The following is a 21,094-nucleotide window of genomic DNA, read 5'->3' as shown; positions in this document are numbered from 1 at the left end:
TTGGGGAGGTACTTCCTTTTTTGTGTTTTGAAACCCTTGCCCTGTAAGGGCTAAGATTTATGAAATTGATTCAAATATAATGCTTTTTCGTTTTTCATCGTCTAAAATGGCTGTAAGTAGTTTTTTAATAGGGGGGCTTCGCCAATGAAGAGACCTGATCAAGATTGGCGATTTAACATTGCGAATCGGGACGCATTGATCGGATGTGGACTGGCCGTTTTTAACTTTATTTGGTGGTATGGCTTTGCGTATGGATTAGGTTCCAAGCCACCGGAAGAATATACGTATGTTTTCGGTTTTCCAGCTTGGTTTTTTTGGAGCTGTATTATCGGTGTCTTTATCATGATTTTATTAGTTATGATTGTAACGAAATTTTTCTTGAAGGAAGTTCCCTTCGATGAAGATGAGGAGGGGAATCCGTCATGAATTGGGCAGTTCTCGGTCCGTTACTGGGATTATTAGTGATTATTTTTGTGATTGGTATTTGGTCGAGTCGCCGGATGAATGATTCAAGTTCATTTCTAAGCGATTACTATCTGGGGAATAGACAGTTAGGTGGCCTTGTATTGGCGATGACGATGTCTGCTACATATGGAAGTTCATCGAGTTTTCTTGGAGGTCCTGGTGCAGCTTATGATATTGGTTTAGGATGGGTTTTATTAGCGATGTCTCAGGTTGTCACCGGTTATTTTGTTTTACTCGTTTTAGGGAAAAAATTCGCGATTGTTACGCGGAAAATGAAATCAGTCACACTGATTGATTTTTTGAAAGAACGTTATCAAAGCACGACTGTCGTATTACTTTCGGCAATTAGTGTCGTCATTTTCTTATTCTCTGCTATGGCGGCTCAATGGATTGGCGGCGCGCATTTAATCGAATCGCTGACGGATTTAAGTTATACAGGGGCGTTATTCATTTTTGCCGTTGCGGTTTTGATTTATGTAGTTATTGGTGGATTCCGCGCCGTCGCAGTGACGGATGCGATGCAAGGGATTATTATGTTCATCGGAACGCTGATTCTATTGGTAGCCGTTGTGATTGCAGGTGGAGGCGTGCAGAACATATTCAATGATTTAGTCTCAGAAAATCCGAATCTAGTAACACCTTTTGGGAATGATGGTAATCTATCAGCTGCTTATGTATCTTCTTTCTGGATCTTAGTCGGTGTCGGTGTAATTGGGTTACCACAAGTCGCTGTGCGTGCGATGTCCTATAGTAATTCACGTTCGATGCACCGGGCATTGGTAATCGGAACTATTGTTGTTGGACTAATTATGTTGAATATGCACTTAATTGGTGTGTTCGCGCGTCCTGTATTGCCGGGCATTGAAGTGGCGGACCAAGTCATTCCGTTAATTGCATTGGAAACGTTGCCACCATGGGTTGCAGGTATTGTTCTTGCAGCACCGCTGGCCGCGATCATGTCGACAGTCGATTCATTACTGTTATTGGTTAGTTCAGCAGTCGTGAAAGATATTTACATTAACTATATAAAACCAGATGCATCTTACAAACATGTCAAAAAAGTAAGTATCGGATTTACCGCGATTATTGGAATTATCGTGTTTGTGATGTCTGTCAATCCACCAGAGTTATTGATCTATTTAAATCTATTTGCGTTCGGTGGGTTGGAAGCTGCGTTCATTTGGCCGGTCGTCTTCGGGCTTTATTGGAAATATGCAAACAAGCATGGAGCGATTGCATCGATGGTTGTCGGCATCGGCTCATATATAGTTATTCATTTATACAATACCGCGAATGGCGCGTTATTCGATGTTCATACGGTAACATTACCGGTATTATTTTCATTGATTACTTTTGTTGGCGTTAGTTTATTATTTAAACGCGAGCCATTTTATTTTTCAGTATATCAAGCGAAATAAAGCGATTGTAAACGAACCTGGTGGGCGTAATTGTCCATCAGGTATTTTCTTTAAATATAAATGGAAAGTAAGCTTTACATTTTGCGAATAATTAGTTATAGTTAAATGGAAAGTAAACTTTCCAATTTGGGGATAGGTATATGAAAAACAGATTAACTGAAATTAGAAAACAACATCGTATGAATCAGCAAGAGTTGGCCGATGTGCTTGAAGTAACTCGTCAAACGATTGGATCGATTGAAAATGGCAGGTATGATCCGTCGTTGCAACTCGCTTTCAAGATTGCGAGATACTTTGATATGGCCATCGAGGAAATTTTTATTGATGAAAGAGGTGAAAATGATGAATCTTAAACTGTTTTGGTCACTTGAAGTGATCGGTGGTTTGCTGCTTATACTTGGCGTAGCTTTAGGAATCGTGGGTGTTGAGGAGTTAGGTGTATCCATTCCACAAATTGACTATGCTCCATTTGCCATCGTATTTATGGGCGTTTTTTTGATCATGATTGCAACAGTACCGATTTTTTATGAAAAAAACAAAACGAAGCAGCAACGAATCGAAGAAAAAGATGAGCGGATAATGGCAATTTATCAGTCGGCGAAAGCGAAAACGTTCAACTTGATGGCAGTTTCGATTCCGTTTGTATTAATAGGGCTAGCGTTATTCGGGTTTATGAATAAAGTATCCTTTTTTACATTAGGCGGATTATATTTAATTTTCGTAGAGTATTATGCTTTTCAAGTGATTAAAAATGAAGAAATGATGTAAGGGAGATAGGAGTTATGATGAATCAATTAATTAAAGTCGTTAGCTTTGCGCTGGGAGCTTTTATCGTCAGTTATTTGGTTGCGGGTGGCGTCGAAAGATTCGGTTTCGACTCTACGAAATGGTATGTAGCTAGCATAATTATTTTAATTACGCTCATCATCATTTTTGGCGTACTGAGCATTTTCTATGGGATAGTTTTGAAAAGAGCGAAATAGTTTTACCACTAGGCAAATGTTTAGAAAACGATGAACTTGGCAATTTTTTAAAGAAAGGCCAAAGGAGATGATCATATGCCTTGGGATAAAAATGACTATCCTAGTTCATTGAAGAACTTTGATGAAGCGACGAGAAATAAAGCAATTGAAATTGCCAATGCCATGATTGAAGAAGGATATGATGAAGATCGCGCCATTCCAATCGCAACTGACCAAGCGAAAGAATGGGCTGACGGTGCAAGTAAAAGTGAAAAAGACGAAATGAAAAACGTCAGTAATTCAACATTACAAGATCATGAAGATGATGAAAATGATACAGACTTAGACCTTCTCGACAATGATGTGCTCGTTAAACCGCATGAAGATGGTTGGGCTGCTCAAACGGTTGGGGCAGAACGAGCTGACCAAGTGTTTGATAAGAAACAAGATGCCATTGAACGGGCAAAAGAGATTGCTGAGAATAAAGAGTCAAAAGTCATCGTTCAGGATCAAGATGGTAATAAACAAGATACAATTTCATATAAATAAATAGAATCACCTGCCGAGTAGGTAGGTGATTTTTTTGATAGAAAACTACTTTAGGCTATACGGTCTATTTGTCAATCCCTTTTTATAGTTCTAAATATTCATAGAAGTGATATAATTGAAATTGTAAAGTTGAAAAGGGGGAATTTAGCAATGAAGAAAGTTTGTCAAAACTGTCAAACGGAAGTGAGTGAAGACAGTAAGTTTTGTACGTCATGTGGCACACAGTTGGAAAGTAGCACTGAAAGTCCAGTAGTCGCAGCCAAAGAAGAGAGTGCAGCAACTGCTGATGGCTCATCAACGAATGACTACGCAGAACAAGGAAAAGAATTGGCGAAAGGCTATTGGCAACATCTCGTACATATCGTAAAAAGCCCAATGCGTCATGGAAAAGCAGAAGATGAAAGCAACTTTGTTAATGGGCTGATTACGCTTGTACTATTTTCCTTATTTATCCCACTGACTTTTTATTTCGGAATGAAAGCATTAGCGAGTTCAATGGGTATGGGTTATTTTGGACCATCTGTTCCATTCGGCACTATGTTTTTTAAGCCATTTTTCTTTATTTTACTATTTGTCGCTGTTGCAGTTGGAATAATCTTTGCAGTTGTTAAGCCAAGTGTTAAAGATCTGCATATAAAATCTGTTGTCGGTCGGTTTGGCGCATTAATGGTGATCCCAACGGCAATCATGTTGTTATCTTTATTAATCGTCAGCTTGAAAATGTTTTCGGTCTTTTTCTATGTGTTTTTCCTAGGCTTTATCGGTTTATTTATCGCTGCAACGTTTGTCATCTACAGTTATGTTCATAACAAGGATAAGGGAATAGATGGTTTTTATGGTGTATTGCTCTTTTACTTGGGAACATTTTTATACTTAAAAATTGTATCTGAAAATCTATTTATCAACCAATTTTTAAATGAAATGCTTTATTTCTAGAATTGGGTTTGAAAACTAACAACTCTAAATCCTACTACCAAAAAATGGTAGTAGGATTTTTTATGAGAAAGATGGGTATGTGCCTGCTTTGCAGATATATACTCCTTTGATTGGTGGATATGCGCCTAAATTTTTCTTTTATGGTCCCAATTTAAGATTATATGGGACTTAATTGTTCAAATATACAACCTGAATTAAAATTTATGTGCCCAAATGGCATTTTTACAGTACTCAAAATGCAAGCTAGACAGAAAAGAATTGAACAAAAACACATTTTATTTAAAGAAAACGCTATCAAAAAGAAAATAAATGATGAAAAATAATAAAGTTATGGTATGATGATAGTAATAATTCAAACATTTTGTAAAATACAGATTAAGGGAGAGATCGTATTGGTTCATTATGATGCGCGTTATCACCCGTATGCTTCTAAACGGAATACGGTATATAGTCGAAATGGTATGGTAGCAACATCCCAACCGCTTGCTGCACAGGCTGGATTAGACATGTTGAAAAAAGGGGGGAATGCGGTTGATGCCGCAATTGCGACAGCAGCGGCGTTGACCGTTGTCGAGCCGACTTCAAATGGAATTGGAGGAGATGCATTCGCACTCGTTTGGATCAAAGATGAAATATATGGATTGAACGCTAGTGGTGGTGCTCCAGCTGCAATCTCCGTTGATCGAGTGAAAGAAAAAGGTCATGAAGAGATGCCGACATTTGGAATGACACCTGTTACAGTACCAGGTGCACCGTCAGCATGGGCTGCTTTATCCGAGCGTTTTGGAAAACTAGACTTTGCAGAACTGATGGAACCAGCCATTCGCTATGCTACGGAAGGGTATCCAGTGACACCGGTACTCGGCCATAATTGGGAAAAAGCAGTGAATAAATTTAAAGAGATCTTTACAGAAAAAGAATTCGATCATTGGTTTGAAACATTCGCTCCAGATGGGCGTGCGCCAAAAATCGGAGAGATGTGGAAATCAGAAGGTCATGCAAAAACATTGAAAGAAATCGGCGAAACGAAAGCTGAATCATTTTACCGTGGAAATATTGCCGATCAAATCGATGCATTTTTCCAAGAGAACGGTGGATTTTTGTCCAAAGAAGACCTTGCAGCTTATGAGCCGAAGTGGGTGGATCCGATTAAGGTGAATTACCGTGGCTATGACGTTTGGGAGATTCCACCAAATGGTCAAGGACTTATCGCACTTATGGCGCTAAACATGTTGAAAGGCTTTGAATTTACGGAAAAAGAATGCGTGGATACATACCACAAACAAATGGAAGCGATGAAGCTAGCTTTTACAGATGGACTGAAGCATATAACGGAAGATAAAGAGATGAAAGTTCGCGTCAATGATCTATTGTCTGAACAATATGCTGAAGAGCGTCGTTCATTGATTGGCGAGGAAGCGATTTTGCCTGAAGCGGGCGAGCCGAAGAGCAGTGGTACGGTATACTTATCAACCGCAGATGGAGAAGGGAATATGGTTTCCTTTATCCAAAGTAATTATATGGGCTTTGGTTCAGGAATTGTCGTACCTGGTACAGGAATTGCAATGCAAAACAGAGGACATACATTCTCCTTGGACGAAAACGATGTGAATGTGTTGAAGCCTGGAAAACAAACGTATCACACGATTATACCTGGCTTCCTCTCTAAAGGAGATCAACCGGTTGGTCCATTTGGTGTGATGGGTGGGTTTATGCAACCACAAGGACATGCGCAAGTGGTCATGAATATGATCGATTTCCGGTTGAACCCACAAGCAGCATTAGATGCACCGCGTTGGCAGTGGATTAAGGACAAGCAAATAAAAGTCGATCCATCGTTCCCTGAACATCTAGCACAAGCGTTGCAACGAAAAGGACATCATATTATTCGCGAAGTTGACCACGGGGATTTCGGTCGGGGACAAATTATTTGTCGCGATCCAGAAACAGGTGTATTGGCTGGCGGAACAGAAATGCGTACGGATGGTTCCATTGCAGCGTGGTAAGATGTAATATGCATAAAAAATCTCCTGTCTCTTCATCATGAGACAGGAGATTATCTCTATAGCTTCAATCCGGTTCGGCTCTTGAAGCGACGAAGCAAAATATGACTTTCTACATGGCTGATTCCTTCAAGTGCATATAGCTCTTCGTTGATAAATTTTTCCAAACTCGTGAAATCTTCCACGAGTACATGGGTATGTAATGTACTTGGACCAGTCATTTGGTAACAGCTTGCGACATTTGGATTTTCAGCTAGTTTTTCGGCGACATAAACGAGTGAATTCGGTTCACAGTCAACATTGAAAAATGCAGAAACGCCTTTGCCGACTTTTTCGGAGTTGATGACGACACTAAATTTTTCAATAATGCCCGCTTCTTGCATTTGATTGATTCGGTCTCGTACAGCGACACGTGAAAGATCCAATTCTTTTGCCAAGTCGACATATGACATGCGGCCGTTGTCACTGAGCATATTGAGAATTTTTAAATCCGTATCAGTCAGTTTCAAAATGTTCACCACGTTTCTTGTTAATTAATTCTATTATAAAGAAAATTGATTGTTCTGTCACTTTTTGTTTGAAAATAAAGTGATTTGATGTCACTTTGATGAAGTTCTATTATCCGTGTTTATAAAATCGATTGGCTAGCTAAATATATATGTGCCTAAAAGTTTTAAATATGTTCCTATAGAATTAACTTATGCGATCATCGAGCCCCGTTATAGGTTAGAAATCGATTTATATGAGCCGAAATGAAAGATATATAAGCCTAATTCTAAAATATATGAGCCTAAGTAATAAAGAAAGTGAAAGGGGGATGCCATAATGACAAAATCAAAATGGTCTGTCAATAAAGATTTATTCATTAGTTTTTTACGAACAGGACTACTTGGATATGGTGGAGGTCCATCCACAATTCCATTAGTTCATAAAGAAGTCGTTCAACAGTATAAATGGATGGATGACCAAGAGTTTGGCAATGTGTTAGCACTCGGAAACTCACTGCCAGGGCCGATTATGACAAAAATGGCTGGTTATATCGGTTACCGGATTGGTGGATTTACTGGGATGATCGGTGCTTTGATTGCGGCGGTGCTTCCAACAGTACTTCTGATGATCGCGTTAATCAGTTTTTTGGTCAGTTTTCGTGACTCTTCCATTGTTCAAGGAATGACACAAGCAATCGCGCCAGTTGTCGGCGTGCTCCTTTTTATGTTGGCGTTTAATTTTTTTAGAAATTCGATAAAAGGATTAGGTTTACCAATTGCGATTAGTTTAAGTGTTGTCAGTATTATCGTATATGTTGTGCTGAATTGGCATCCAGTTCTATTAATTGGGGCATTGATTGTTTATGCGTTGACGACGAAGCCGAAGAGGAAGGAGGTGTAACGGATGCTTTTGGATTTATGGTATTTATTTCTAGCTTTTTTCATTCCAGGGATTGTTGGGTACGGAGGCGGTCCGGCGATTATTCCGTTAATTGAAATTGAAGTCGTTCAGCGGTATGAATTCATGACTCGTCAAGAGTTTGGTGAGGTGCTGGCGATGGGAAATGCCCTTCCAGGTCCGATCGCTACGAAAATGGCTGGATATATTGGGTTCGAGGTAGCAGGGGTACTTGGTTCATTGGTTGCATTAGCGGCAACCGTTATACCGACGTTAGTTGCTATGATTCTTCTACTCAATCTTTTGAATAAATTTAAAGATTCACCGAAAGTAAAACGAATGACATCATTAATTCGACCGACGATCGCGGTGTTATTGGCCGTTTTAGCTTACCAGTTTTTTGAGACATCTTATTTTGATGCAGGTATTGTTCATACAATCATCTTGGTTGTGTTAAGCTTTGTGTTTTTAGAACGGTTAAATATTCACCCGGCATTCGTTATTGTTGGTGCACTGGCTTATGGAGCGGTTTTCTTATCTTAAAATGATTAATGTTATGGTTCGACAAAATTATTTCCTCGGAAATAATTGTCGAGTCATGCCAGTCTCTACTTCCTCTTTTGTGACAGCCACTTCGGTGAATTCATTTTGTTCATATATTAAGCAGTTGAGTTGGTAGCCGAATGTATAGCCACCATCGATACCAATTTTATTGTCGTCAAAATAAACGCCGGCATGTGCTTGTAATCCTTTTGTTGGTGTATGACCGAATATGATTGGTTTGTCGGAATCGATTACGCTATTATGAAATTCTTTTCGAATCCATAAAAAGTCTTCTTTTGAAGTGTTTTTCCAATTTACTTGGAGTGGGTCAATGCCAGCATGAACACAGATCAATTCGTCATGTTCGTAATAAAGAGGTAATCCATTTAAAAAATCGACATGTGTTGGATAATTATCTCGAATATAGGCAGTCCATTCGGCTTGTGCTTGCAATGAATACTCATCACCTAACTCATCGATATACGATTGGATCGTTTCCATGCCACCATTTAATAAAAAGTTTGGCGATACTTGACTCGGGTCTTGCAGCCACTGGAGAAACCAGTCATCATGGTTTCCGCGTAAAGCAATTGCACCATTCGCTTGTAAATCCATGACAAATTCAATTGTTTCCTTACTGGATGGACCCCGGTCAATATAGTCTCCTAGTAGGATTAGTTGATCACTTGCAGGTTGAAAATCGACCTTTTCAAGTAACTGTTCAAACGCATTCAAATGTCCATGAATATCACTGATCATAAGGTTTCTATTCATCCGCTTCCATCCTCACTTTATCTTCGTTATTGACCGTTCTGTATTATATAATACCAAAGATCTTTTTCGTTTTGATTCGAGTAGGTGGTTCCGCAAAGATTGTTTCATTTTCAATTAATGCTTGTGTATTCTCGAGAAAATAATAATGCATTTGTTTACCGAAGCTTTTTTCTATCTTTTCGTAAGCTTCTTTTAATTCGAATGGATACTTTCTCGTATGATTCGCTTCAGAAGAAATGAAATGAACTAAATTTGCTTCAATTAATTCATGTGCGAATTTCGCGACTTTCTTACCGAATCGGCCGTTGACACTACCAGCTGTCAGTTGGACGAGCATTCCCTTCTTGACTAGATTATATAAAAATTGTGGTCTCTTTAAAAATTCATTGTTTCTCTCCGGGTGAGCAATGACCGGTATGAACCCTTTCATTTGTAAATCGAATAAAATTTGCTCGGAAAACTTCGGTATATGATTTACTGGAAACTCGATCAATAAATAGTTGGACTTTTCATTGATCGGAAGCAATTCATTTTTCTCTAAACGCTCCAGTAAATCCCATGATAATCGAATTTCCTGGCCTGCTAACACTGTTAGCGGGATATTCGCTTGCTCCAGTTCATTTCTGAAGTGGACGATATCCTTCAGTATGTCCAATTTTGTATTATCATTATTACCATCGAGGTGTCTTGGTGTTGCAACAATAGTGCGAATTCCATGCTTGGTTGCATCCCTTGCCATCTGTATACTTTCGTGGATGGACTTAGGCCCAGCACCCCTTCCCGGTAAAATATGACTATTCATTTCTATCAATATGTAGCCCTCCTAGTTAAAAGTAACTAATCATTTAACAGTTTTTTGTATTAATAGTCTATCATATTTCCTTAACTAGGTGAAGGAGGTTTTTTTGGATAGTTTTGTCACCAGTTGTCGGAGCCCTTCTGTTGTGTCGTTTCTCGCTATTTCACCAAAGCTTATGATGCGTTATAGTAGTGAAAGAAGAATAAGGATAGGAGATGCAGCTACTTGTCTATTTTTATTGAAGTTATATTACCGATTGTATCCATTTTCGCGATCGGATACGTCTTGCAACGAATCCGTAAGATGGATGTTCGCTCCGTATCTGCTGTTACGATTTATATATTTGTTCCGGCACTCGTTTTTGAAGCCTTCTATACGAGAGATTTATCTGGGGAATTCAGCACGATTGTTATAATGTCTTTCATCATTCTATTTGCGATGATTTTGATAAACAAAATTTTATCCATGTTATTTAAATGGGAACGATCTGTTGAAAGTGGTATGATTTTATCAAATGCTTTTATGAATGCTGGGAATTATGGATCACCGGTCATTTTGTTTGCATTTGGTGAAGAAGCTTTTGTTTATGCAATCTTATTTATGTCTATACAAACAATACAAATGAATTTTTTCGGTATCTATTATGCGTCTCGCGGGGTAAGTGGCATGAGACAAGCGTTATTGACTATTTTAAAAATGCCCGCAACATATGCGATGCTATTCGCATTTTTAATGAAATGGTTGAATATTGAGCTTGCGACACAGGCAATGGAAGTCGTTGACATGTTGGCTGCAGTTGCCATCCCGCTCATGATGGTCGGGCTTGGTATGCAACTCGCAAATATCGCATTCCGTGAATTTGATATTCATAAAGTGGTTTTATCTTCTTCATTACGATTGATTATTTCACCACTCATTACATGGTTGTTTGTCTTACTCATTCCGATGCCTGAATTGCTCGGGAAAGTGTTGATTGTGATCGCTGCCATGCCGACCGCTGCAACGACAACGATGTTTGCACTTGAGTTTCGTGCACGACCTGATTTAGTTTCAAGTATTACGTTAGTCACGACAATACTCAGTATATTTACGATATCTGGTTTATTATGGATATTGACATAAGGAAAAGGAGAGAGGCTCCATGAAATTTATCGCTTTTGAAACCGATCATCAGCATTATTGGGGAGTTTTACAGGGGGATCGCATCGACTATTATCCAAAATTGGTCGAGTTATTTCCGACGCTTTTATCCGTCATCCAAGGATTCCAGTTCGTTGATTTTGAAAATAAAATGAAGCATTCTATCTCAATCGACGAAGTAAATGTTCGTCCCCCTTACATTCCAGAAAAAAATATTATTAGTGTCGGGAAAAACTATCGCGATCATGCCATTGAGATGGATGAAAATCGTGATGAAAAAGCCGTACCAAAAGACCCGGTCATTTTCTCGAAATCACCGACGTCCATCATTGCCAATGGGGAAACCGTTGACCCTCACGAAGCAATAACGAGTGAGTTGGATTACGAGGGAGAATTGGCCGTGATTATCGGAAAACAAGGTGTGAATTTCAGTGAGGAAAAAGCCTTGGATCACGTGTTTGGTTACACGATTTTGAACGACATTTCGGCTCGGGACTTGCAAAAACGGCATAAGCAGTTTTTCCGTGCCAAGTCGTTGGATACATTCGGTCCGATGGGGCCAGTCCTTGTGACGAAAGATGAAGTGGCTCAACCAGATAACCTCTCCATTCGCACGTATGTAAACGATGAAATGCGCCAAGACGGTAATACAAAGGATATGATTTTTAACGTACCTCACTTATTGTCATTATTATCAACGGGTATGACGTTGTATCCAGGTGATATTATTACGACAGGAACGCCGAGCGGTGTTGGAAAAGGGTATCAACCACCGAAGTTTTTGAAAAAAGGAGACAATGTTCGCGTAGAAATTGAGAGAATTGGGGCGCTTGAGAATCCGATTGGCGAGCAGTAGTCTGCGGAAAGAAAATAATAGTCTCAATTGTTAAAGATGATCTCGACTAGTTCGGGGTCATCTTTTTTTGCTCTGCAAAATAAGAGGTGATTCGCCAAGTGTGGGAAAAACTGGTTCTGATTCGCTAGCTTTTTCTAGTTTAATGGGTAAAATTGCGGGTATTTATGTTGGAAGAAGAGTTAGGAAGCGAGGAATTTAGGGGGGCATCTTTTAATGAATTGGCTAAGAAAAATTGATCGTATTCAAGCGAAAGTAGAAGGCTGGATGATCAGTTATGCTTTAATCGCCATCACCCTTGTTTTGCTAGGAAATGTCATTGCGCGAAGTGTATTTAACAATTCGTGGACATTTGCGGAAGAAGTGGGGCAGTTTCTGATCATTTTGATTACGTTTGTCGGTCTCAGCTTTTGTGCTCGTTGGGGCAGACATTTGAAAATGACAGCGATAGTTGAGTTTTTACCGTATAAAGTGAGAAAAGCGCTCGTTATTTTCGTTACTATTTTTACATCCATTCTATTATTCTACTTAAGTTACTTATCTGTTCAATACGTTTCCATATTAATGGAGACCGGAAGAACGACACCAGCCTTGCAAGTTCCCTACTACTTAGTATCCATTTTTATTCCATTAGGATTTTTCTTCGCAGGAATCCAATATGCGATGGAAGCCGTCTTGAATATCCGTAACAAAGAACTGATTGATGGGACACAGGATCCGATTTTGAAGGAAATCAGACGGAGAAGGGAACGAGGAGATAACTCATTTGTTCATCGAAGTGAAGTGAGTGAAACAGCCCCTTCCGAGACAGCAGACAACGAAAAGCGTGAGAAGGATGTGGAGCTGCAAAGGCAGAATCCAGGCTTGCATCAAGGGGGGCGTAAAAAATGATATGGATTATGCTAGGGGTTATGTTTCTCTTATTATTTTTAGGATTTCCGATTATGATTCCATTGATCGTTGCACCATTACTTATTGCCATTATTTATTTTCCTGATTTGAATTTAATGGTGCTCATTCAGCAATTCTCTCTCGGGATTCAGACGTTTGTGTTACTCGCTGTTCCGATGTTCATATTTGCTGCTGACATTATGGCAAAAGGAAAAACATCCAGTAGATTACTTGATTTTGTTGGCGCCTTCATTGGCCATATACGAGGCGGATATGCAGTGACCACGGCAGCGGCTTGTACATTGTTTGGGTCCATTTCCGGTTCGACGCAAGCGACGGTTGTTGCGGTTGGGAAACCAACGCGTGAACGGATGATAAAGGAAGGATATAAAGATTCACAGGCGATCCCATTAATTATCAATGCAAGTGATTTGGCGCTAATTATTCCGCCGAGTATCGCAATGATTGTTTATGGTGTCGTCACAGGAACTTCTGTCGGTGAACTTTTTATCGCCGGTATTTTACCAGGTCTTATTATTTTTGCGATGTTCGCGTTATACAGTTTTCTATTAGCTAGTAAAAATGATATCGGACGAATTGAGAAACAAACATGGAAACAACGATGGACAGCTTTTCGGAAGGCGCTATTGCCGCTCGGTTTTCCGATTGTTGTCGTTGGTGGTATTTATACAGGAATTTTTAGTCCGACAGAAGCGGCAGCCATTTCCGTGGCTTATGCATTTATTTTGGAAGTATTCGTTTTCGGCGATGTGAAATGGAAAGATATCCCGAAAATTGCCGAATCATCCGCAGTTGTTACAGCGGCAGTCTTTATTCTTGTAGCTGCAGGAACAGCACTTAGCTGGGTGCTAGCTTACGCGAAATTACCGGAAGTGTTGACTTCTGCTGTGCTTGGGGCTGATCCGTCAGCTACGTATGTGTTATTTATCGTTGCGGTGTTTTTCTTTATCGGGTGTATGTTTGTCGACCCACTCGTCGTCATCATTATTATGACTCCGATATTTTATCCGGTTGCGATGGATGCTGGTGTCGATCCGATCGCTTTAGGAGTTATCGTCACGTTACAAGCTGCAATCGGCTCAGCAACACCGCCTTTTGGCGTAGATATTTTCACGGCTATAGCTGTATTTGAAAAGCCATATTTAGAAGTCATTCGAGGCATATGGCCATATATCTTAATTTTATTTGTCGCATCTGCGTTATTTATCTTATTTCCAGAAATCATTACAGCGTACCAGATGTTTTATTCCGAATAGAAAGAAGGTGAATGGGTATGAAAAAGCTAAATCTGTTCTCGATCGTAATGGCTTTTATTTTACTCGCCGCTTGTGGAAATCAGGGTAATACGGTATCTGAAGCTGGAGAAAAAGGACCGGAGCATGTCATCCGCTTCGTTCATGAAGAACAGATCGACTCCGTCCAACAAAGTTATGTCGAAGAATTTAAAAAAATTATTGAAGAGAAATCGAATGGTGATGTGCACGTAGAAATTTATCCAGTAGGACAGCTCGGGGATGCAACGACACAAGCAGAATTACTGCAGATTGGTGCTGTGGATATGGCAATCGTTTCACCGGGTAATATTGGGACGATGGTGCCAGAATCACAAGCATTGCTATTACATTTCTTGTTTTCTGATGATATGCAAATCAATAAGCAAGTTCTGAATGAAAGCGAGGCGCTCTACGGTCCGATGAATGAAGCGTTTCTTGACCGTCGAATTAAAGTTTTATCATATTGGACGGAAGGATTTAATCATTGGACGGCGAATAAGGCGTTAGAGCAACCAAGCGATTTTGAAGGAAACCGATTCCGGACGATGCCTTCACCGCTCATCGTTTCATCCTATGAAGCCTATGGAGCGAACCCAACACCAATGCCTTATGAACAAGTGTATAGTGGGCTTCAGTTAAATATGATTGACGGGCAAACGAACCCGATGTTTGCCATTGAACAAATGAAATTTTATGAAGTGCAAAGCAATATGACATTGTCTAGGCATTCACTGTATGTAACGACGACAGCAATCAATCCAGATTATTATGAAGGATTACCAGAAGATGTGCAGCAAATGATTAATGAAACCGTGGAAGAAATGAAGGATAAATCATTCGAAATTCAAAACGAGCAAAATAGTGAAGATCTAGAAACAATCAAACAAGAAAGTAATATTGAAATCAATGAATTGACCGGGGAACAACGTAAAGCATTTCGCGAATCAAGCAAGCCTGTGCGTGAAGAGTATGTCGATATGGTTGGAAATGAACGCGCACGGGAGATTATCGATACGCTGGAAAAGGAAATACAGGAGCTGGAAGGAAATTGAATAAGGTCTTTATCTTTTGGGGCGGTTATCTGATTGATAACCGTCCTTAACTTTCAGACGACATTTTAAAATAGAATTATCCTCTATATTAAATCTAAAATTTATCGACGGCTTCGCTCGGTATTTCGGCGGCTGCACTCGATTTTTCGACGGCTTCGCTCGGTTTATCGACGGCTTCTCCCGGTTTATCGGCGGCTTCGCTCGGTTTATCGACGGCTTCGCTCGGTTTATCGACGGCTTCGCTCGGTTTTTCAGCGGCTGTACTCGGTTTATCGGCGGCTTCGATCAATTTTTCGATGGCTTCACATGATTTATCGATGGAACGCTTTACCCATAAGACGTGTGCTGTTTTAGCGGAAGTTTTTTATTTATCGGCCGCTCGGTTCGCCACCAATGCGATCTGAAAATGGTGATAAGCCACTCCTTCTGGCAATCTACCACCCAAACTGGTCCAGCTGCTCATAGTAATTCGTAATGTAGTCATAAAAGACGTGTTCTGTTGGTCCAATGCTCCGATGTCGCGGTGTAATCAATCCAACTGTTCTTAAGACATTAGGGTCGATAATTTTCAAAGCAGTTGTTTCTTTACGTAAACGATTCGATAAAGAGATCTCCGGAAGCATGCTAATGCCAAGTCCTGCGCTGACGAGCGATTGGATCATCTCGATGTCCTCGTTTTCAAACCCGACGACAGGGTCGAAGCCGACTTCCTGACAGGCCCGAACAGCAATGTCACGCAGCTCGTTCCCTTCAGGTAATAGAATAAACGATTCGCTTCGTAACTGGTTCAGTCGAAGATCGGTTTCGTTCGCGAGTTCATGGTGCTTTGGCAATAAAGCTATGACCTGTTCGGTGAAAAAAATATTTCCGTTTAGCTGTGAATGGTCTGTCGGCACGGGCGAAATAAATGATAAATCGATTTGCCCTTCAATGACATGCCGTTCAAGCTCTTTCGTCTCTCCGGCGTATAGCTGGAAGCCGATATGCGGATGTTCTTTTTTGAAGCCAGCAATTGCCTTCGACAGCGACCGGGCGGACAAGCTGCTTGGCAACCCGACACGAATGACACCTGTCTCTGGGTTTAGATAATCCTCGATCTCTCGCTTCCCTTTATCCAATTCCAACAAAGATTGATTCACTCGTTCTAAGAAAATCTTTCCGACAGGGGTTAGGTGAATCTTCCGCCCACTGCGGACAAATAGTTGTACACCAAGCTCTTCTTCAAGATTGGAAATTTGTCGGCTGACGGCAGATTGAGCGACATGTAATTCAACCGCCGCATCACTCATGTGCTCCAATTCAGCGACTTTTTTAAAGTAATGTAGTTGTCTAAGCTCCATCTTTTCCCTCCATCAAACGCTATCAAATCAGCGTTTGCACTTCATCTATCTCGTTTTGATATGCTTTTTATCGAATATATATATTGAAAGCATAACAGAAAACACATACGATGAAAATACCATTTTCTGAATATTGGTACGGATGAAGGAGGAGGAAAACAATGATTCAAACAGGACTTCCCAAGAAGCAAGGTTTGTACAACCCAGCCAATGAGCATGATGCTTGTGGTATCGGTTTTATTGCCCAGTTGGATGGCCAATCGACACATAAAATGGTCGGTGATGCGATTACGATTTTACGTCGGCTTGATCATCGTGGTGGCCGTGGGTCTGACCGTAAAACGGGTGATGGGGCAGGATTAATGGTTGAAGTTTTCGATGAATTATTTCGAAAAGAATGGAATGTGATGCTTCCTCCTAAAAATGACTATGCAGTAGGTATGCTTTTTTTACCGAACGAGGAAAGACGAAGACAAGCAGCCATTCAAATGATTGAAGAAACATTGGATGAAGAGAATTTACCATTGATTGGTTGGCGTGAGGTTCCTGTAAATGAAACGATATTAACCGACAGCGCGAAGCAATCGATGCCGACAATCATGCAAGTATTTATTCGAAAACCAGCTCAAATTTATCAACTGAAAGCCTTTGAACAAGGGCTTTATTTGGCTCGACGACGGATGGAGCAAAAAGCAGAAGCGAGTCATGAGCTAAAGGAAGGGCCTTTTTATTTTGCAAGTCTTTCACCGAGCATCATCGTTTATAAAGGAATGCTTGCACCGGAAGAACTGGCGGCTTTTTATTTGGATCTTGCCAATCCGTTGGCCAAAACAAATATGGGGATGGTTCATTCTCGTTATAGCACGAATACATTTCCGTCTTGGGAACGGGCGCATCCGAATCGGATGGTGATGCATAATGGGGAGATCAATACGATTCAAGGAAACTTGAACTGGATGCGTGCCCGAGAGAATGCAGCCGTTTCGAGCGTGTATGAAGAGCGGCACAAGGAGCTTCTCCCGGTCATTGATGAACATTCCAGTGATTCAGGAATGCTCGATCAGGCGTTTGAGTATTTAACGATGAATGGCCGTTCGATGGCGGAAACAGCGATGATGATCATACCAGAGGCTTGGGATTTAAATGAAGCGATGAAGGATCCAGAGCGAGCGGCGTATGAATATTTAAGCACGATTATGGAACCGTGGGACGGACCAACTGCGCTTGCTTATTCGAATGGAAGGCAAATCGGAGCATCGATTGACCGAAACGGTTTGCGTCCTGCGCGCTTTTACGTCACGGATGATCGCCGAATCGTTTTATCATCCGAAGTCGGTGTGTTGGATATTGATCCAAATGCCATCGTGCAAAAAGGTCGCTTGGCACCGGGTGAGATGATCCTAATCGATATAATGGAAGGAAAAATTGAATTGAATGATGAGTTAAAACGGCGACTGGCTATGAAATATCCGTACCGTGATTGGTTGAATGACTCGCTCATTCAGTTACAAGGTTCGGTTAATGATAAATACGATGAACCGATCGATGATGAAACACTTCGGAAAATACAGCTCGCTAATGGCTATACGAAGGAAGAGTTGTATAAAAATATGTTGCCGATGGTGATGGAGAAAAAAGATCCGATCGGTTCCATGGGAAATGATACGCCACTTGCGGTGTTATCCGAACAGCCCCAGCTGTTGTTCAATTATTTTAAACAGTTGTTTGCCCAAGTGACGAACCCGCCAATTGATGCGATTCGGGAAAAAGGGGTTACGTCGACGACGACTTATCTTGGTCCTAAAGAGAATTTTTTAATGGACGGGAAAGAGCACTGTAAGCGAATTCGTTTATATTCACCAATTTTGAAGAAGTTTGAGTTCGACGCTGTGATTCATAATAGTCGGAGTGATTTTCGATTTGAGAAATTTTCACTTTGTTATTCGGTTCAGTCAGGAAATCACGGAATGGAAAACGCCTTGAATGATCTGTTTTCAGAAGTCAGTTCAGCGATTGAGCAAGGTGTCTCGATGATTGTATTATCTGACCGTGATGTAGATGCGAATCATGTAGCGATTCCGTCATTGTTGGCGGTTGCAGGATTGCATCATCATTTAGTTCGCACTGGACTTCGGACGAAGGCATCCATATTGTTGGAGACTGCAGAAGCACGTGATGTCCATCAGTTCAGTGTCTTGCTCGGTTACGGCGTCGATGTGATTTATCCATACCTTGCTTATCGTTCCATCGAAAATATGATAGACAGTGGCCAAATCAAAGGATTTTCCTATCATAAAGCAGTCGACCGCTATGTATCTGCAGCGACTTCAGGCATTGTGAAAGTTATGTCAAAAATGGGAATCTCATCGATTCAAAGTTACCGAGGCGCACAGATTTTTGAGGCGATTGGGATCAGTGAGGCGGTGATTGATAGATATTTTTACGGGACACAGTCGCAGCTAGGTGGAATTGATTTAACGACGATTGCTGAAGAATCGCTGATGCGTCAAAGATATGCATATGAAAATGCTCGGAAACATCTACCAGCTGGTGGTGATTTGCAATGGCGTAGCGATGGAGAATACCACTCGTTTAACCCGAAAACGATTCATAAACTCCAGCACGCCGCACGGATGAACAGTAGAACGTTGTACGATGAATTTTCCAGCTTAATGGATAATGAAAAGCCGACATATTTGCGTGATTTGATTGAGATTGATGGCGATTTGGATTACAAAATTCCGTTAGAAGAGGTAGAACCGATTGAGCAGATTTTTAAGCGGTTTAAAACAGGTGCCATGTCTTATGGTGCATTAAGCGAAGAGGCGCACGAAGTATTGGCGATTGCGATGAACCGAATCGGTGGTAAAAGCAATAGCGGTGAAGGAGGGGAAAATCCGGACCGTTTTACACGCGATCGAAACGGTGATTTTCGTCGGTCGGCGATCAAGCAAGTTGCTTCTGGGCGTTTCGGTGTAACGAGTCATTATTTGACGAACGCCAATGAAATTCAAATCAAAATGGCGCAAGGGGCAAAGCCTGGTGAAGGCGGACATTTGCCAGGGAAAAAAGTTCATCCGTGGATTGCGGAAGTCCGAAAATCAACGCCTGGTGTCGGCTTAATTTCACCACCGCCACATCACGATATTTATTCGATTGAAGATCTTGCTCAATTAATTTATGACTTAAAACATGCGAATCCGAATGCACGTGTCAGTGTGAAATTAGTCGCAAAAACAGGTGTTGGCACGATTGCAGCTGGTGTTGCGAAAGGGTTAGCGGACGTTATTTTAATTAGTGGTTATGAAGGCGGAACAGGTGCAAGTGCAAAAACATCGATTCGACACGCCGGACTGCCATGGGAAATTGGTTTGGCAGAAGCTCACCAAACACTCGTGTTAAACGGTTTACGCCACCAAGTCGTATTGGAAACGGATGGAAAGCTTTCAACGGGCAAAGACGTCGTAAAAGCGGCGCTTCTCGGTGCAGAGGAGTTCGGCTTTTCGACAGCACCAATGGTCGTGATGGGTTGTATCCTCATGCGTGCCTGCCATTTAGATACGTGCCCGGTTGGCATTGCGACGCAAAACCCTGACTTGCGTAAGCGATTTGAAGGTGAAGCGGATCATGTCGTGAATTATATGACGTTTATTGCAGAAGAAGTTCGCGAATGGATGGCACGTCTCGGTGTACGTACGATGGATGAATTGATCGGTCGAACGGATTTATTGAAGGTTTCTGATCGAAAAGAGTCGCATCCAAAAGCAAAACAATTAGACTTAAGCTCGTTGTTGCTTCAAACGGATGAAGAGTGGAAAAAGCTTGAGCGGGTCGCGATCAATCATTATGACGAACAACATATCGATGTGTTCGAGTTGATACCGAATACGACAGAAGCGATTGAGAGACGTGAACCTGTCGAACTTGAACTTCCAATAACGAACATGAACCGGTCGGTCGGAACGCGTTTAGGTTATGAAGTGACTAAGAAACATGGTGAAGCAGGTTTGCCGGAGGACACAATTCAATTGAATTTCCATGGATCTGCCGGGCAAAGTTTCGGTGCGTTTGTGCCACGTGGAATGAGTTTAACGCTGAAAGGTGACGCGAATGATTACGTCGGAAAAGGCTTATCCGGCGGAAAACTAATCTTGAAGCCACATCAACCACCAGCCCTTCATCGCATGGGTGAAGTGTTGATTGGAAACGTCGCCTTGTTCGGTGCGACTTCAGGAGAAGCGTATATTAACGGAGCGGCGGGTGAACGTTTTGCCGTTCGGAATAGTGGTGTCGAAGCGGTTGTTGAAGGTGTCGGTGACAATGGCTGTGAATATATGACGGGTGGTCGGGTAGTTGTCTTAGGTGAAATCGGCAAGAATTTTGCTGCCGGTATGTCTGGAGGAACTGCTTATTTGTGGGCTCCCAAAGCCGACGAAGCGAAGAAACGCTGTAACCGTGAACTCGTTTTGTTTGAAAAGTTGACGGAACAAGAAGAAATTGATGACGTTTATCACATGTTGATGAAGCATGTTCGTTATACAGGAAGCAGGAAAGCGAAGCAGTTGTTAACGAATTGGGACGTGGGTGTTTCACAATTTTTGAAAGTCATCCCGAAAGAGTTCAAGGAAGTGTTGAAACAAAAATCAACGGATGGATCGAAGGTTGAAACATCTGTTTAAAAGGAGGGA

General features: G+C 41.2%; 21 protein-coding genes. 16 read left to right on the top strand and 5 right to left on the bottom strand.

Translation table 11 applies throughout. The annotated features are described in order from the left end of the window. Positions 1–144 precede the first annotated feature (144 nt). The 8 genes from FPQ13_RS03875 to FPQ13_RS03840 all read left to right on the top strand — a co-directional run bounded on the left by FPQ13_RS03875 (position 145) and on the right by FPQ13_RS03840 (position 6,336). Positions 145–426 (top strand): YhdT family protein, encoded by a 282-nt coding sequence (locus tag FPQ13_RS03875; RefSeq protein ID WP_144088005.1) that lies wholly within the window; start codon positions 145–147, stop codon positions 424–426. Beyond that, positions 423–1,883 (top strand): sodium/pantothenate symporter, encoded by a 1,461-nt coding sequence (gene panF, locus FPQ13_RS03870; protein ID WP_144088004.1) that lies wholly within the window; start codon positions 423–425, stop codon positions 1,881–1,883. The genes FPQ13_RS03875 and panF overlap by 4 nt, the downstream gene beginning before the upstream one ends. A gap of 140 nt (positions 1,884–2,023) precedes the next feature. Beyond that, a complete protein-coding gene (locus FPQ13_RS03865) occupies positions 2,024–2,236 on the top strand; it encodes a helix-turn-helix transcriptional regulator (RefSeq protein ID WP_144088003.1) in 213 nt (70 codons plus the stop codon). Beyond that, positions 2,226–2,651 (top strand): hypothetical protein, encoded by a 426-nt coding sequence (locus FPQ13_RS03860; RefSeq protein WP_144088002.1) that lies wholly within the window; start codon positions 2,226–2,228, stop codon positions 2,649–2,651. Before FPQ13_RS03865 ends, FPQ13_RS03860 begins: the two co-directional genes overlap by 11 nt. 14 nt (positions 2,652–2,665) lie before the next feature. Beyond that, positions 2,666–2,866 (top strand): hypothetical protein, encoded by a 201-nt coding sequence (locus FPQ13_RS03855; RefSeq protein ID WP_144088001.1) that lies wholly within the window; start codon positions 2,666–2,668, stop codon positions 2,864–2,866. Positions 2,867–2,941: 75 nt separating this feature from the next. Then, complete coding sequence (locus FPQ13_RS03850; RefSeq protein WP_144088000.1) at positions 2,942–3,394, top strand: DUF2188 domain-containing protein; 453 nt, start codon at positions 2,942–2,944, stop codon at positions 3,392–3,394. A 150-nt stretch (positions 3,395–3,544) separates the two neighbouring features. Then, entirely contained in the window at positions 3,545–4,330 is a 786-nt protein-coding gene (locus tag FPQ13_RS03845) for a zinc ribbon domain-containing protein (protein WP_144087999.1), read from the top strand. 392 nt (positions 4,331–4,722) lie between these two features. Next, complete coding sequence (locus FPQ13_RS03840) at positions 4,723–6,336, top strand: gamma-glutamyltransferase family protein (protein ID WP_144087998.1); 1,614 nt, start codon at positions 4,723–4,725, stop codon at positions 6,334–6,336. 56 nt (positions 6,337–6,392) lie between these two features. Here the strand turns inward: FPQ13_RS03840 and FPQ13_RS03835 are convergent, their stop codons facing one another. Then, positions 6,393–6,842 (bottom strand): Lrp/AsnC family transcriptional regulator, encoded by a 450-nt coding sequence (locus FPQ13_RS03835; protein WP_144087997.1) that lies wholly within the window; start codon positions 6,840–6,842, stop codon positions 6,393–6,395. Positions 6,843–7,158: 316 nt separating this feature from the next. On the opposite strand from FPQ13_RS03835, the gene FPQ13_RS03830 reads away from it, so the two are divergent. Together FPQ13_RS03830 and FPQ13_RS03825 are read left to right on the top strand one after the other, a co-directional pair. Continuing rightward, positions 7,159–7,722: a chromate transporter gene (locus FPQ13_RS03830; protein ID WP_144087996.1), complete on the top strand. Its 564-nt coding sequence runs from the start codon at positions 7,159–7,161 to the stop codon at positions 7,720–7,722. A 3-nt stretch (positions 7,723–7,725) separates the two neighbouring features. Beyond that, positions 7,726–8,262, top strand: a complete 537-nt coding sequence (locus tag FPQ13_RS03825) for a chromate transporter (RefSeq protein ID WP_144087995.1) — start codon at positions 7,726–7,728, stop codon at positions 8,260–8,262. Positions 8,263–8,289: 27 nt separating this feature from the next. Here FPQ13_RS03825 and FPQ13_RS03820 read toward each other — a convergent pair whose 3' ends face one another. Then, complete coding sequence (locus FPQ13_RS03820) at positions 8,290–9,036, bottom strand: metallophosphoesterase family protein (RefSeq protein WP_144087994.1); 747 nt, start codon at positions 9,034–9,036, stop codon at positions 8,290–8,292. 43 nt (positions 9,037–9,079) lie between these two features. Continuing rightward, complete coding sequence (locus tag FPQ13_RS03815) at positions 9,080–9,838, bottom strand: tyrosine-protein phosphatase (protein ID WP_246065335.1); 759 nt, start codon at positions 9,836–9,838, stop codon at positions 9,080–9,082. A gap of 222 nt (positions 9,839–10,060) precedes the next feature. On the opposite strand from FPQ13_RS03815, the gene FPQ13_RS03810 reads away from it, so the two are divergent. From FPQ13_RS03810 to FPQ13_RS03790, 5 genes are all read left to right on the top strand, one after another. Further along, positions 10,061–10,957, top strand: coding sequence for an AEC family transporter (locus FPQ13_RS03810; RefSeq protein WP_144087992.1), 897 nt, complete (start codon positions 10,061–10,063; stop codon positions 10,955–10,957). 19 nt (positions 10,958–10,976) lie between these two features. Further along, positions 10,977–11,831 carry a fumarylacetoacetate hydrolase family protein gene (locus tag FPQ13_RS03805; protein ID WP_144087991.1) on the top strand — a complete coding sequence of 285 codons (855 nt, stop codon included), beginning with the start codon at positions 10,977–10,979 and terminating at the stop codon, positions 11,829–11,831. Positions 11,832–12,044: 213 nt separating this feature from the next. Then, positions 12,045–12,719, top strand: a complete 675-nt coding sequence (locus tag FPQ13_RS03800; protein WP_144087990.1) for a TRAP transporter small permease — start codon at positions 12,045–12,047, stop codon at positions 12,717–12,719. Continuing rightward, positions 12,716–13,996 (top strand): TRAP transporter large permease, encoded by a 1,281-nt coding sequence (locus FPQ13_RS03795; protein WP_144087989.1) that lies wholly within the window; start codon positions 12,716–12,718, stop codon positions 13,994–13,996. Before FPQ13_RS03800 ends, FPQ13_RS03795 begins: the two co-directional genes overlap by 4 nt. A gap of 17 nt (positions 13,997–14,013) precedes the next feature. Beyond that, entirely contained in the window at positions 14,014–15,066 is a 1,053-nt protein-coding gene (locus tag FPQ13_RS03790; RefSeq protein WP_186279539.1) for a DctP family TRAP transporter solute-binding subunit, read from the top strand. Between the two features lie 94 nt (positions 15,067–15,160). Here FPQ13_RS03790 and FPQ13_RS03785 read toward each other — a convergent pair whose 3' ends face one another. Together FPQ13_RS03785 and gltC are read right to left on the bottom strand one after the other, a co-directional pair. After that, complete coding sequence (locus FPQ13_RS03785) at positions 15,161–15,355, bottom strand: hypothetical protein (RefSeq protein ID WP_144087987.1); 195 nt, start codon at positions 15,353–15,355, stop codon at positions 15,161–15,163. Between the two features lie 145 nt (positions 15,356–15,500). Continuing rightward, positions 15,501–16,406, bottom strand: coding sequence for a glutamate biosynthesis transcriptional regulator GltC (gltC, locus tag FPQ13_RS03780; RefSeq protein WP_144087986.1), 906 nt, complete (start codon positions 16,404–16,406; stop codon positions 15,501–15,503). Positions 16,407–16,567: 161 nt separating this feature from the next. Between gltC and gltB the strand changes: the two genes are divergently transcribed. Beyond that, positions 16,568–21,085 (top strand): glutamate synthase large subunit, encoded by a 4,518-nt coding sequence (gltB, locus tag FPQ13_RS03775; RefSeq protein WP_144087985.1) that lies wholly within the window; start codon positions 16,568–16,570, stop codon positions 21,083–21,085. Positions 21,086–21,094: the final 9 nt, after the last annotated feature.

Origin of the sequence: Allobacillus salarius (genome assembly GCF_007559425.1) — a bacterium.
Taxonomy (GTDB): Bacteria; Bacillota; Bacilli; order Bacillales; family Alkalibacillaceae; genus Allobacillus; species Allobacillus salarius.
Note: the sequence above shows the minus strand (reverse complement) of the source record. Positions and strands in the feature narration are given on the sequence as shown.

Bases quoted from the DNA above. Each gene is read 5' to 3' on its own strand.
- FPQ13_RS03865 (WP_144088003.1), top strand. From the start codon at position 2,024: ATGAAAAACAGATTAACTGAAATTAGAAAACAACATCGTATGAATCAG.
- FPQ13_RS03825 (WP_144087995.1), top strand. From the start codon at position 7,726: ATGCTTTTGGATTTATGGTATTTATTTCTAGCTTTTTTCATTCCAGGG.
- FPQ13_RS03855 (WP_144088001.1), top strand. From the start codon at position 2,666: ATGATGAATCAATTAATTAAAGTCGTTAGCTTTGCGCTGGGAGCTTTT.
- gltC (WP_144087986.1), bottom strand. From the start codon at position 16,406: ATGGAGCTTAGACAACTACATTACTTTAAAAAAGTCGCTGAATTGGAG.
- FPQ13_RS03830 (WP_144087996.1), top strand. From the start codon at position 7,159: ATGACAAAATCAAAATGGTCTGTCAATAAAGATTTATTCATTAGTTTT.
- FPQ13_RS03805 (WP_144087991.1), top strand. From the start codon at position 10,977: ATGAAATTTATCGCTTTTGAAACCGATCATCAGCATTATTGGGGAGTT.
- FPQ13_RS03850 (WP_144088000.1), top strand. From the start codon at position 2,942: ATGCCTTGGGATAAAAATGACTATCCTAGTTCATTGAAGAACTTTGAT.
- panF (WP_144088004.1), top strand. From the start codon at position 423: ATGAATTGGGCAGTTCTCGGTCCGTTACTGGGATTATTAGTGATTATT.
- gltB (WP_144087985.1), top strand. From the start codon at position 16,568: ATGATTCAAACAGGACTTCCCAAGAAGCAAGGTTTGTACAACCCAGCC.
- FPQ13_RS03790 (WP_186279539.1), top strand. From the start codon at position 14,014: ATGAAAAAGCTAAATCTGTTCTCGATCGTAATGGCTTTTATTTTACTC.
- FPQ13_RS03860 (WP_144088002.1), top strand. From the start codon at position 2,226: ATGAATCTTAAACTGTTTTGGTCACTTGAAGTGATCGGTGGTTTGCTG.
- FPQ13_RS03875 (WP_144088005.1), top strand. From the start codon at position 145: ATGAAGAGACCTGATCAAGATTGGCGATTTAACATTGCGAATCGGGAC.
- FPQ13_RS03845 (WP_144087999.1), top strand. From the start codon at position 3,545: ATGAAGAAAGTTTGTCAAAACTGTCAAACGGAAGTGAGTGAAGACAGT.
- FPQ13_RS03820 (WP_144087994.1), bottom strand. From the start codon at position 9,036: ATGAATAGAAACCTTATGATCAGTGATATTCATGGACATTTGAATGCG.
- FPQ13_RS03795 (WP_144087989.1), top strand. From the start codon at position 12,716: ATGATATGGATTATGCTAGGGGTTATGTTTCTCTTATTATTTTTAGGA.
- FPQ13_RS03815 (WP_246065335.1), bottom strand. From the start codon at position 9,838: ATGAATAGTCATATTTTACCGGGAAGGGGTGCTGGGCCTAAGTCCATC.
- FPQ13_RS03800 (WP_144087990.1), top strand. From the start codon at position 12,045: ATGAATTGGCTAAGAAAAATTGATCGTATTCAAGCGAAAGTAGAAGGC.